This is a genomic window from Dactylosporangium sp. McL0621, from assembly GCF_049995355.1.
In the GTDB taxonomy this organism is placed as follows: Bacteria; Actinomycetota; Actinomycetes; order Mycobacteriales; family Micromonosporaceae; genus Dactylosporangium.
The window spans coordinates 3,639,606-3,651,845 of record NZ_CP188259.1 but is presented as its reverse complement, the minus strand read 5'-3'; the positions used below and the strand labels follow the sequence as shown (position 1 = coordinate 3,651,845).

Annotated in this window: 11 protein-coding genes and 1 pseudogene; 10 read left to right on the top strand and 2 right to left on the bottom strand. The window is 69.8% G+C overall.

The window, feature by feature from the left end; all coding sequences use genetic code 11:
* Positions 1 to 18 precede the first annotated feature (18 nt).
* Positions 19 to 1,167: pseudogene (locus ACPPVO_RS17240) on the top strand (class I SAM-dependent methyltransferase); the annotation flags it as partial.
* A gap of 132 nt (positions 1,168 to 1,299) precedes the next feature.
* On the opposite strand, the gene ACPPVO_RS17235 reads toward ACPPVO_RS17240, so the two are convergent.
* Positions 1,300 to 2,541, bottom strand: a complete 1,242-nt coding sequence (locus ACPPVO_RS17235; RefSeq protein ID WP_426512212.1) for a serine hydrolase domain-containing protein — start codon at positions 2,539 to 2,541, stop codon at positions 1,300 to 1,302.
* A 60-nt stretch (positions 2,542 to 2,601) separates the two neighbouring features.
* Positions 2,602 to 3,165 (bottom strand): dihydrofolate reductase family protein, encoded by a 564-nt coding sequence (locus ACPPVO_RS17230; protein WP_426512211.1) that lies wholly within the window; start codon positions 3,163 to 3,165, stop codon positions 2,602 to 2,604.
* A 95-nt stretch (positions 3,166 to 3,260) separates the two neighbouring features.
* Between ACPPVO_RS17230 and ACPPVO_RS17225 the strand changes: the two genes are divergently transcribed.
* The 9 genes from ACPPVO_RS17225 (at position 3,261) to ACPPVO_RS17185 (ending at position 12,223) form a co-directional block, all read left to right on the top strand.
* Entirely contained in the window at positions 3,261 to 3,749 is a 489-nt protein-coding gene (locus tag ACPPVO_RS17225) for an HAD domain-containing protein (RefSeq protein ID WP_426512210.1), read from the top strand.
* Between the two features lie 662 nt (positions 3,750 to 4,411).
* Entirely contained in the window at positions 4,412 to 5,707 is a 1,296-nt protein-coding gene (gene urtA, locus ACPPVO_RS17220) for an urea ABC transporter substrate-binding protein (protein WP_426512209.1), read from the top strand.
* Between the two features lie 113 nt (positions 5,708 to 5,820).
* Positions 5,821 to 6,705, top strand: a complete 885-nt coding sequence (gene urtB / locus ACPPVO_RS17215; protein WP_426512208.1) for an urea ABC transporter permease subunit UrtB — start codon at positions 5,821 to 5,823, stop codon at positions 6,703 to 6,705.
* The gene (gene urtC, locus ACPPVO_RS17210) at positions 6,702 to 7,796 is read left to right on the top strand and encodes an urea ABC transporter permease subunit UrtC (RefSeq protein ID WP_426512207.1); all 1,095 of its coding nucleotides are present in this window, start codon (positions 6,702 to 6,704) and stop codon (positions 7,794 to 7,796) included. The genes urtB and urtC overlap by 4 nt, the downstream gene beginning before the upstream one ends.
* A complete protein-coding gene (gene urtD / locus ACPPVO_RS17205; protein WP_426512206.1) occupies positions 7,793 to 8,629 on the top strand; it encodes an urea ABC transporter ATP-binding protein UrtD in 837 nt (278 codons plus the stop codon). The genes urtC and urtD overlap by 4 nt, the downstream gene beginning before the upstream one ends.
* A 1-nt stretch (position 8,630) precedes the next feature.
* Positions 8,631 to 9,314: an ATP-binding cassette domain-containing protein gene (locus tag ACPPVO_RS17200; RefSeq protein WP_426512205.1), complete on the top strand. Its 684-nt coding sequence runs from the start codon at positions 8,631 to 8,633 to the stop codon at positions 9,312 to 9,314.
* An 89-nt stretch (positions 9,315 to 9,403) separates the two neighbouring features.
* Positions 9,404 to 11,146: a purine-cytosine permease family protein gene (locus ACPPVO_RS17195; RefSeq protein ID WP_426512204.1), complete on the top strand. Its 1,743-nt coding sequence runs from the start codon at positions 9,404 to 9,406 to the stop codon at positions 11,144 to 11,146.
* Entirely contained in the window at positions 11,085 to 11,651 is a 567-nt protein-coding gene (locus ACPPVO_RS17190; RefSeq protein ID WP_426512203.1) for a TetR/AcrR family transcriptional regulator, read from the top strand. Before ACPPVO_RS17195 ends, ACPPVO_RS17190 begins: the two co-directional genes overlap by 62 nt.
* The gene (locus ACPPVO_RS17185; protein ID WP_426512202.1) at positions 11,648 to 12,223 is read left to right on the top strand and encodes a TetR/AcrR family transcriptional regulator; all 576 of its coding nucleotides are present in this window, start codon (positions 11,648 to 11,650) and stop codon (positions 12,221 to 12,223) included. Before ACPPVO_RS17190 ends, ACPPVO_RS17185 begins: the two co-directional genes overlap by 4 nt.
* Positions 12,224 to 12,240: the final 17 nt, after the last annotated feature.

Here is a 12,240-nt window from a genome sequence, read left to right as displayed (position 1 = left end):
CCCGCGCTGGAGGCCCCGATGACCGGAACCCGGGTGGACGATCCGCTGACCGAGCGCACGATCCGCGTCCTCGACGCGGTCCTGCACGACTACGGCGGCCGCCGGTTCGCCGTGCGCGACTGGAACGGCCGGCGCTTCGACCCGCCCGGCGACGCCGAGTTCACGCTGGTGCTGAACCGGCCCGGCGCCCTGCGCGCCATGTTCTTCCCGCTCAACGACCGCACGTTCGGCGAGGCGTACGTCATGCGCGACATCGACGTCGAGGGCGACCTCGTCGCCGCGATGCGCGTCGCCTACACGATCATCGAGTCGCCGGTGCCGGCCACGGCGCGGGCCCGGCAGCTGCGCCTGCTGCTGTCGCTGCCCCGGGCGGGCTCCGGGCGCCCCCGGGAGCTGCGCGTCAGCCTCGCCGGCCGGGCCCATTCGGTCGCCCGGGACCGGCTGGTCAACGACTTCCACTACAGCCGCTCCAACGACTTCTACCGGCTCTGGCTCGATGCGTGGATGGCGTACACCTGCGGGTACTTCCGCACCGAGACCGACACCCTCGACGCCGCCCAGGTCCAGAAGTTCGACCTGGTCTGCCGCAAGCTGCGGCTGCGGGAGGGCGACCGGCTCCTCGACGTCGGCTGCGGCTGGGGCGGCCTGGCCATCCACGCCGCGAGCCACTACGGCGCGATCGTGCACGGCGTCACCAACAGCACGGCCCAGGCCGAGCTCGCCACCGAGCGCGTCGCCGCCGCCGGCCTGAGCGGGCGCTGCCGGATCGAGCTGACCGACTTCCGCGACCTCGACGAGGCCCGGCGGTACGACCGCATCAGCTCGGTCGGCCTGGTCGAGCACCTCGGCCCGGCCGTGTGGCGGACGTACCTGGCCAAGGCCTGGCGCCTGCTCGAGCCGGGCGGCACCCTGCTCAACCACGGCATGACCGGCAAGGCCGGCGAGCCCATCGGCTCGCCGTTCCTCGACGCCTACGTCTTCCCCGACGCCCGCCTCATGACGATCGGCGCCACCGTCCGGGCCGCCGAGGACGCCGGCTTCGAGGTGCTCGACGTCGAGAACCTGCGCCGGCACTACGCCCGCACGATCCGTAGCTGGCGCGAGCGCCTCGACGGCGCCGAGACGCAGGCCGCCGCGATCGTCGGCGACCGGACGGTCCGGGTCTACCGGATCTACTTCGCCGGCCTGGAGCACGCCTACCGGCGCGGCCGGATCAACCTGCACCAGACGCTGCTGCAGAAGTCCCCGGGCGGCGCCACCGACCTGCCGATGACCCGCGAGGACTGGTACGGGCAGCCCCTAGCGGTCGGGGCGCTGGCTCCGCTCGCCGAGCACGGTGCGGAACAGCGCCTCGCGCAGCGCCAGCTCCCGCGGGTCGTCCCACAGGTGGAAACCCGCGCGGTTCATGGCGTACGCGAAGCCGACGCGGGTCTCGGGGTCGGCGAACCCGAACGAGCCGCCGGCCCCGGGCGTGCCGAACGCGCGGTCGCCGGCGGCCCCGAACCGGAAGGCCGGGAACGGCTTGATGTAACCCAGTGAGAACTGGGTCGGCACCCGCAGTACGACATCCTGGAGGCCGCCGCTGGGCGTCTCCGCGGGCCGGACCAGCGCGTCCAGGGTCGCCGGGCCGAGCCCGAGGACCGCCCCGCCGGCGGCCGCGTCGCCGTAGGCGCGGGCGATCGCGCGGACCTCGCCGGTGCCGTTGGCCGCGGGCAGCTCCAGCCGCCGCACCTCGGGGAGGTTGTAGTTGCCGGTCTGGCCGAGCACCTTCGGATTGGTGAACGAGCGCGCCGTGACGCTCCTCGGGTTGAGGAAGCCCAGCACGAACCCGCGCGGCAAGGTGCCCATGTGCAGCAGCATCTCGGCCGGCTTGAACCCGTGGATGTGCGCGATGCGCTCCGGGTCCACGGAATCGGGCACGCCGATGTGGAACTCGATGCCGAGCGGCGCCGCCACCTCCTCGGCGAAGAACCGGCCGAGCGTGCGCCGCCCGGGGTCGACGCGGCGGATGAGCTCGCCCTCGTACCAGCCGAGGGAGATGGCGTGGTACCCGTGCCGAGTCCCCGGGGCCCAGGCCGGCCGCTGCGCCGCGAGGGCGGCCGCGACCACGTCGAGGTCGGCGAGGTCCCCGACGCTCAGCGGCCGGTCGATCGCGGGCAGCCCGGCCTGGTGGGCGAGCAGCTGCCGGACCGTCACCGCGTCCTTGCCGGCGGCGGCGAACTCGGGCCAGTACCGCGCCACGGGCGCGTCGTGGTCGATCCAGCCGCGGGCGTGGGCGACCGCGAGCGCGAGCCCCGACACCCCCTTCGTCGTGGAGAACACGGTGACGAGCGTGTCCTCGCGCCAGGGCTCGCGGCGGTGCCCGTCGCGGTAGCCGCCCCACAGGTCGACGACCTTGCGGCCGTCGCGGTACACGGCGCAGGCGCCCCCGATCTCGCCGCGCTCGGCGAAGTTGCGCCGGAACGCATCGGCGACCGGCCCGTACCCCTCATCGACATCGCCGCCGACGAGGTCCGGCGGAACGTCCACCTTGAACACCATGCCGTGGGACGATACGCCGCCGGGCGATCTTTCGGCATTGGCCGTGCATCTTTTCCGGCCTCACCCGGCCAGGTGGTAGCGGGTCACCACCACGCGGCCGTCGAGCACGCGCGACCCGTCCGGCTCCAGGTCGAGCCGCCGCCCGGGCTCGGCGAAGAGCGGACGGCCGCCGCCGAGAACGACCGGGTGCACCGCGATGTGGTACTCGTCGATGAGCCCGTGCGCGGTGAGCGCCGCCGCGAGTCCGCTGCCGCCGGTCAGCAGGATGTCGGCCCCGTCCCCGGCCTTGAGCGCGGCCATCTCGCCCGGGAGGTCGTCGCGGATCACGCGGGCGGTCCAGTCGTCGCCCTCGTACGTCCGCGAGCACACGACCTTCGGCGTGGCCCGCCAGAACGGGGCGAACGCCCGGGTGTGCGGGTCGTCGCTCATCGACTCGGCCTGCGGCCAGAAGCCGACCATCATCTGCCAGACCGGGCGCCCGTACAGCAGCGTGTCGACCCGCTCGTCGAGCGCCTCCGAGTACGCCGAGAGCTCCGGCCCCATCACCGGCCAGTCGAACTCCCCGTTCGGCCCGTCGATGAACCCGTCGACGGAGGTGTGCACCCAGTAGATGACCTTGCGCATGTTCCCGCTCCTTCGTGTCCGGTCCTTTGCCCATCGGTCGGAGCCGCGGACGCCCGCTCGACACATCCTTGCGGACATGTGCGCACAATTTCTGTGTGGGATCGAAGCCGCTGCTGTTCCTGGACGTCGACGGGCCGCTCATCCCGCTCGCGCACCGCGGCGCGGACCCGCACCCGGCGGCCGCGGCGGCCGCCGCGCGGCACGGCAACCCGATGCTCGCCCGCGTCGACCCGGCCGACGGGCCGCGGCTGCTCGGGCTCGGCTGCGAGCTGGTCTGGGCGACCACCTGGGCCGCCGACGCCAACGAGGTGATCGGCCCGCTGCTCGGCCTGCCGCGGCTGCCGGTGGTCGCCTGGTCCGAGGACGACGAGGTGGACCCGGACGGCCGGCACTGGAAGACCAAAGACATCGTGGCGTGGGCGGCCGGGCGGCCGTTCGTCTGGGTCGACGACGAGATCACCGCGGCCGACCGGACCTTCGTCGCCCGGCACCACACGGCCCCGGCGCTGCTGCACCGCGTCATGGGCCGGGCCGGGCTCACCGCCGCCGACTTCGACGCGATCCGGGACTGGGCCGCGGACTGAGGCCTTCTGGTTCCGGCCGCCCGGGACCGAGGCCTTTGGCGCCGGCCGCCCGGCCTGCGGCCGTTGGTTCCGGGCGCTTGGTTGCGGCCGCTGGTTCCGGGCGCTTGGTTGCGGCCGCTGGTTCCGGGCGCTTGGTTGCGGCCGCTGGTTCCGGCGCTTGACTACGGCCGCTTGACTACGGCCGCTGGGCTCCGGTCGGCGCCGAACACGGGCGAGGCGCCGGCCGCGACGGCGACGGCGAGCACGGCGGCCCCGCACGCGGCCAGCCGATGGACAGCACGATCCCGATGAGCGCCGGGTCGCCCGCCGATCGCGCACCACCGTCTCGGCCGCTCCCTGATGTCAGAAGTGTGCCATCATTCTGCTCCCATCTCGGGCGCGACAGAACTCTGACATCGCCCTTCTGCGATTTTCCGTGCATTTCGGAGGCCAGCGCAGCTCTGCTGGGCGGCGGTTACATAGTTGGAACCATCGAGAAATGTCAGAGTAATGACACGGGACCAATCTGCTCTCACCTGCAGCAGCCGGCTGCACCTCGTTGGCGATACCGGGCTGAGCGCTTGGGACGCCGGCGGCCCGGCCCGTGACATGAACGGCCGCACCGACCGCTGGGCCGCGACCCCGGCGACACGCCTCCTTGACCAGGAACGGAGTTCCCGCATATGTCCAACACCAACAAGCGGCTACGCACGCTTGTCGCCACGGGCGCCTTCGCGACGGCCGTCGCCCTCGTGCTCGCCGGCTGTGGCGCCCGCGCCGGCGACGAAACGTCCGTCAGCAAGTCGGCCGGACCCAGTTGCGTCGACACCTCCGGCAACACCATCAAGCTCGGCTTCCTCAACTCCCTCACCGGCGGCATGGCGATCTCCGAGAAGACCGTCTCCAACGTGCTGCACATGGCCGCCGACGAGATCAACGCCGGCGGCGGCATCCTCGGAAAGAAGATTCAGTACGTCCAGGAGGACGGCGCCACCGATTGGCCCACCTTCGCGGAGAAGACCGAGAAGCTGCTCACCCAGGACTGCGTCGGCGCGATCTTCGGCGGCTGGACCTCGTCCTCCCGCAAGGCCGTCAAGCCGGTCGTGGAGAAGAACAACGGCCTGTTCTTCTACCCGGTGCAGTACGAGGGCCTCGAGGCGTCGCCGAACATCTACTACACCGGTGCGACCACGAATCAGCAGATCATCCCGGCGATGGACTTCCTCGCCTCCAAGGGGGTGAAGCGGCTGTTCCTCGCCGGCAGCGACTACGTCTTCCCGCGCACCGCGAACGCGATCATCAAGCTCTACGCGGCCAAGCTCGGCATCGAGATCGTCGGTGAGGAGTACGTACCCCTCGACAAGGACGACTGGACCACGCAGGTGGCGAAGATCAAGGCGGCCAAGCCCGACTTCATCTTCAACACCATCAACGGCTCGTCGAACGTCGGCTTCATCAAGGCCTACTACGACGCCGGCCTCACCGCGGCGACGACGCCGATCATCTCGGTGTCGATCGCCGAGGAGGAGGCGCCGGCCATGGGCCACGAGGTCACCGGCCACTACGCGTCCTGGAACTACTTCCAGTCGCTCAAGACCGACACCAACCCGAAGTTCATCGAAAGCTGGAAGGCCTACCCCAAGAGCAGCGGCGTCACCTCCGACCCGATGGAGGCCGCCTACATCTCGCTGTACCTGTACAAGGCCCTCGTCGAGGCGGCCGGCTCGTTCGACGTCAACGCGGTGAACGCCGCAGCGAAGAAGAACACCATCACGTTCGCCGCGCCGGAGGGCACCGTCACCCTCGACGGCGAGAACCACCACATCTCGAAGCCGGGCCACATCGGCCAGATCAACGCCAGCAAGCAGTTCGACATCGTCTGGTCCTCGGACAAGTTCATCAAGCCCGACCCGTTCCTCAAAGGCTACGACTGGTTCCCGGCGAACGTCCGCGACCAGCTCGTGAAGGCCGCGGGCTGATCGGCCCACCCCCCACCCGGACGCGGGGTTGCGTGTCGCCTGCGGCAGGCAACCCCGCGTACCCGGATCCGAATCCCCCCTCGCACCCACCCCCGCACAGAGAGTGAGAGCACGTGGACGCATTGATCCCACCGCTGCTGAACGGCAGCGCACAGGGTGCGCTGCTCCTGCTCGCCGCGCTCGGCCTCTCGCTCACCTTCGGCCAGATGGGCGTGATCAACATGGCCCACGGCGAGTTCCTCATGATCGGCGCCTTCACCGCCTACCTCGTCCAGCAGGTCATCGATTCCAGCGATCTGTCGATCCCGGTAGCGCTGCCGGTCGCGTTCCTCGTCGCCGGACTGTTCGGCCTCCTGCTGGAGGTCAGCATCATCCAATGGATGTACCGCAGGCCCCTCGACACCCTGCTCGTCACGGTCGGTGTCAGCCTGATCCTGCAACAGGCGGCACTGCATATCTTCCCGTCCCAGGGCGTCCCGGTGGAGAAGCCAGGCTGGCTCGACGGGCAGTTGACCATCCTGGGCTACGACTGGCCGCTGCGGCAGGTGTTCACCATCCTGCTCGCGACCGTCTGCGTCGCCGCGCTGGCGGCGTGGCTCAAGTACACCTCGTTCGGCCGCCGCATCCGGGCGACCGTGCAGAACCGGGATCTCGCCGAGGTCGCGGGGATCTCCACCCGCACCGTCGACCGCCTGACCTTCTTCGTCGGGTCGGGGCTGGCCGGGGTCGCCGGAGTGGCCGCGTCGCTCGTCGGCGGCACGAACTCCCAGATGGGCTCGCAGTACATCATCCCGGCCTTTCTCGTCGTCGCCGCCGGTGGCATCGGCCAGCTCAAGGGCACCATCGTCGCCGCGTGGGCGGTGGGCGTCGTCCTCTCGTGCTTCGCCTACTGGACGACCGGCAGCCTCGCGCAGGTGTTTGCCTTCATCCTCGTGATCGTCTTCCTGCAGCTGCGCCCGCAGGGCCTGTTCACGGTGCGAACCAGGAGTCTGGTATGACCAAACTGAAGCCACGGCTTTCCCTCTTCGGCATCGGGGTGTTCGCCGTCCTGCTCCTTGCGGTCGCTCCCCTCGTGCTCACCGACCACTGGCTCGGCAACCTCGGCAAGTACTGCTGCTGGGCGATGGCCGCCGTCGGCATCGGCCTGGCGTGGGGCCGAGGCGGGATGCTCGTGATGGGGCAGGGGGTGTTCTTCGCCCTCGGTGCCTACTCGATGGCCATGCACCTCACGCTGGAGACCGCCGGTGACGGGGTCCCGGGGTTCATGGTGCTCTACGACCCGCTCGCGCCGCTCCCGGCGTTCTGGGAGCCGTTCCGCAGCGTTGCGTTCACCCTGCTGGCTATCGTGCTGCTCCCGGTGGTCGTGGCCGGCATCCTCGGCTACGCGCTGTTCAAGCGCCGCGTGAAGGGCGCGTACTTCGCGATCCTGACGCAGGCGCTCGCCGTCGCGCTCGCCACCCTGGTCAGCTCCACGATCCGCGAGACCGGCGGCGACACCGGGCTCAGCGACTTCAAGTACTTCTTCGGTTTCGTGCTGAAGGACCCGGCGAACAAGAACATGGTGTACCTCATCACGGCCGCGCTGCTCGTCGTGTGCCTGCTCGTGGTGTGGCAGCTCTACCGCAGCCGCTTCGGTGAGCTCCTCGTCGCCACCCGGGACGCCGAGGAGCGCGTGCGCTTCCTCGGCTACGACCCGGCCAACATCAAGCTCGTCGCCTTCGTCCTCGCAGCGCTGATGGCAAGCATCGGCGGAGCGATGTTCGTGCCCATCGTCGGCATCATCACGCCGGCCGAGATCGGCGCTGCCGCCTCGATCCTCATGATCGCGGGAGTTGCCTTCGGCGGCCGCGCCTCGCTCTTCGGCCCCGCGCTCGGTGCGATGGCGGTCGGATGGGGACAATCGAGCCTCGGCTCCACCTGGCCCGACGGCTGGACCTACATCGTCGGCCTGCTGTTCATCGTCGTCATCCTCTTCCTGCCGAAAGGACTGTCGTCGGTGCCCGCCAGGCTCGCGGCAGCGCGCCGGAGCCCTGGTGAACAGCCAGCAGCTGCGACCGCGGCCCTGCAACTCGAGGAGGCGAAGTCGTGACCGACGCCTCGCTCGTCGTCACCGACCTCCACGTCGAGTTCTCGGGCTTCGTCGCGGTCGGCGGCGTCTCCTTCGACGCGCACCCTGGCGAGGTCCGGTTCCTCATCGGCCCGAACGGCGCCGGCAAGACGACCTGCATCGACGCCATCACCGGGCTCTCTGCGGCCACCGGGTCGGCGAGGCTCGGCGAGCAGGAGCTGCTCGGCCGGCCGGTGCACAAGATCGTCCGGCTCGGGGTCGGCCGCACGTTCCAGACCGCGAGCGTCTTCAACGAGCTCTCGGTGCTGCAGAACCTCGACATCGCCGCCGGACGCCACCGCCACTGGGCCTCGCTGCTACGGACCCGGCGTGGCGTCGACCCGTCGATCGGGCAGGCGCTTGAGGAGACAGGACTCGCCGGCGAGCTCGCCACGCCGGCCGGCATTCTGTCGCACGGCCAGAAGCAGTGGCTGGAGATCGCAATGCTGCTCGTGCAGGACGCGAGGGTGCTGCTGCTCGACGAACCAGTCGCCGGCATGAGCCAGGACGAGCGCACCGCGACCGGCGAGCTTCTGCAGCGCATCGCGACGAAGCGCGTCGTGCTGGTGGTCGAGCACGACATGGACTTCATGCGCCGCTTTGCCACGCGCGTGACGGTGCTGCACCAGGGCAAGGTGCTCTCGCAGGGCTCGGTGGCCGAGGTGCAGGCCGACCCCAAGGTGCAGGAGGTCTACCTCGGCACTACGGGAGCCGCGACCACGGCCGCCATGGCGGTCGTGCCCGAAGCGGCAGCTGTCGGGCTCGCAAGCTCGCCGGTAGTGGCAGCCAGGACGCAGCAGCAGGAGGAGGACTGACATGCTCGAGCTCACCGACATCGAGGCCGGCTACGGGCGCACGCGGGTGCTGCACGGCGTGACGGTGCCGGCCGGGAAGGTCGTGGCCGTGCTCGGCCACAACGGCGCCGGCAAGACGACGCTGCTGCGTGTCGCGATCGGGCTCATCAAGCCGACGAGGGGCCGCGTGTTGTTCGACGGCGAAGACATCGCGTCGCTCGCCCCCAACAAACGCGTCGCTCGCGGCATGGCGTACGTGCCGCAGGGCCAACAGGCGTTCGGCCAGCTCACCACGCTCGAGAATCTGCAACTCGTCGCCGACGGACGCCGGGGCGGCAAGGCCCTCATCGACGCGCAGCTGGCTCGCTTCCCCGCGTTGGAGCAGTTCGCAGCCCGGAAGGCAGGCCTGCTCTCGGGCGGGCAGCGCCAGCAGCTCGCGATCGCCCGCGCACTCATCACCGAGCCGAAGCTACTCATCCTTGACGAGCCGACCGAGGGTATCCAGCCCACGATCGTCGCCGAGATCGAGCGCACCATCGTGCAGCTGGCCGGCGAGGGCATCAACGTGCTACTCGTCGAGCAGCACATCGGCTTCGCCCTCGAGGCCGCTGAGCGTTACGTCGTGCTCGCCTCGGGCTTCGTCACCCAGACCGACGAGGGGGGTTCGGCAGCCATCTCCACCGTGCGAGCCGCCATGGCGATCTGAGCCGACATTACCGGTTTCCAGGCCTGCAATACTTTCGTAACAACGAACCCGGAACATGCCCCACGCCCGGCGCGTGAGGGGATGCCACTGTGAGCAGGACAGGCAACGCGCGCGCGGCCGCGGAGGACAGCCTCGAGGACTATGCCTTCCGATATGTGCCGCGCACCTTCCGGCGCTGGAGCGCGGCCTCCGTCGGCGCGACAGCCCTCGGGTCCATCGCGTTCCTCGCCGATTTCTCGATCGGCGCGACCGTCGGCATCGACCACGGCACCGCCAATGCCATGCTCGGCATCCTGTTCGCGTCGGTCATCATCGTCATCGTGGGCGTACCCGTCGCCTACTACGCCGCCCGCTACAACCTCGACCTCGACCTCATCGCCCGTGGCTCGGGATTCGGCTACTACGGCTCGATCATCACAACCGTGGTCTTCGCGGGCTTCACCTGCATCTTCTTTGCCTTGGAGGGTGCCATCATGGCGCAGGGGCTGCAGGTGGCGACGGGGACGCCGCTATGGCTCGGCTATCTCGTCTCGACCGTGGTCGTGATCCCGATCGTCATCTACGGCATGCGTGCGCTGGAGCGCCTGCATTTCTGGACGACGCCCCTGTGGCTCGCCCTCGCCCTGCTGCCGCTGCTGTGGATCATCGTCTCCGACCCCGAGTCAGTGCGCGCCTTCATGTCGTTCAACGGCAACTCCGACGGCTCGATCAGTTTCGGCGCCGTTGTCTCCAGCGCGGCCGTGTGCTTCGCCCTCACCCCGCAGCTGGCCGAGCAGATCGACTACATCCGTGCCATGCCGCCGCGCACGCCGTCGAACGCCCGCTCGTGGTGGACGTCGTTCGCGTTGTCCGGCCCGGGCTGGGTCATCTTCAGCGGCACGAAGCAGACGATCGGGGTGTTTCTCGCCGTCTACGTCCTCGTGAAGGTGGATCCCACCCTGGGGCACTCCGCGACCGAACCGGTCAAGCAGTTCGTCGGCATGTACCAGACTCTGTTCCCCGATTGGCTCGCGGTCGTCCTCGCCCTCGTGCTCATCGTGGTCGCACAGGTGAAGATCAACGTGACGAACGCGTATTCGGGCTCGCTCGCGTGGTCGAACGTCTTCACCCGGGTGGCGAAGCACTACCCGGGTCGCACGATCTTCGTGCTGCTCAACCTTGCGATCGCATACGCGCTGATGATGCTGGACGTCTTCACCCTCATCTCCTTCGTCCTGAGCCTCTACGCGAACGTCGTCATGGCGTGGCTCGTGACGATCGCCACCGATATCGCGATCAACAAGTGGGTGCTGCGCATCTCGCCGCGCTTCCCGGAATTCCGCCGCGGCATGGTGCACGACTGGAACCCGGTGGGGCTCGTGTCGGTGGGGCTCGCCTCGGTGCTCTCGCTGCTCGCGTTCGCCGGGCTGCTCGGCACCGCCGTCAAGCCGTTCTCGGTGCTCATCGCGATCGGCGTCGCGTTCGTCACCACGCCGGTCGTGGCCCTCGCCACGCGGGGGCGCTACTACCTCCGCCGCCGCTCCGACGGCATCGACTCTCCCCTGTTCGACGAGCACGGCAACCCCTCAGGCGAGCGGCTCCGCTGCCATGTCACCGGGTACATGTTCGAGCGGCCGGATATGCTGGCCTCGGCCCAGCGAGGGTTGCACGGCCAGGTGCAGTACGTCTCGTCGCTGGCGCTCACGCTCGACGATTCCGATCGCTACGTGCTTCCGCCGGAAGTCACCGGCCCCCCGCACTGGGCGACCGATCGAGGCAGGGGGGAACGTGATGGAGGAGCCGGTCGACACCGCGACCGCGATTCTCGCGAGCGCGGCGGTTTTGCTGCGTGAGCACACGTTCGACGACATCTCGTATCGCGCCCTCGCCGATGAGGTCGGCATCTCGGAGCGCACGGTCTACCGCCAGTACCCCACGCGTGCGCACCTGCTCGCCGCACTGTCGAACTGGATTGAGCAGACCCATTTCCCGCTGCCGCCGTTCGTGACCGTGGCCGATTTCCGCGCTGCCGTGCACGAGCGCTTCCGCGCCTTCGACGCGTCGCCCGCGTACGCATTCGTCGGCGCACGGGCGTCTACGATCTCGCTGACGCTCGACGCCGAGCCCGCCTACATCACGCGTGCGATCGAGGCGATGCTCGACGTGTCGGCTTCGACGCTCAACCGGCGGGATCGGCGGCGGGTCGCGGCATCTCTGCGTTACTTCTCGTCGGCGATGTTCTGGGCGCGACTGCGCACAGGCTTCGACCTGGATGCCGGCGAGATCTGCGACGCGTTCGATCGCGCGGTGGGCACGGTGCTCGCGAGGCTGCCCGACGCGACGTTGGCGGAGCTGTGAGCAGGTCGACGGCCGTCCCGGCGCTGAGCGGCACGCAAGCGGCAATCCTCGCCGCCTACGCCGAGCTGATCGAGGAAGTCGGCAGCGACGACGTGTCGTACCGGCTCGTCGCCCGCCGGGCGGGCATCGCCGAACGCACGGTGTTCCGCAACTATCCTACGCGGGTCGATCTGCTGCTGGCGACCGCAGCGTGGATCGAGGCGACGGTGTTCGTCCGCGAGGAGTCGCACTCGATATTCGACGTCCCCCTCGCGATCCGCGACGCGATGCAGCGGTACGACGCGCGGCCGGAGCTCGCGCACGTCGTCGCCGAGACGGCAATGCGCGGCGTGAGCGGCGCGGCGCCGCCGCCCGGCCGGGCGCACCTCGAACAGCTGCTGGACGCCGAGGTGCCATCCCTCGACACGGCGCAGCGCAGAGCCGTCATCGTGGCGCTGTCCCACCTCGACTCCGCCGCGACCTGGGTGACGTTTCGCCGCGAGTTCGGGATGGACCGGCGTGACATCGCCGACGCAGCCGCATGGGCCGCGGAGGCGGTGCTCGACAGCATTCGCGACCGCGTCGTCCCGTAGGCGCCGGACCGGCCGAC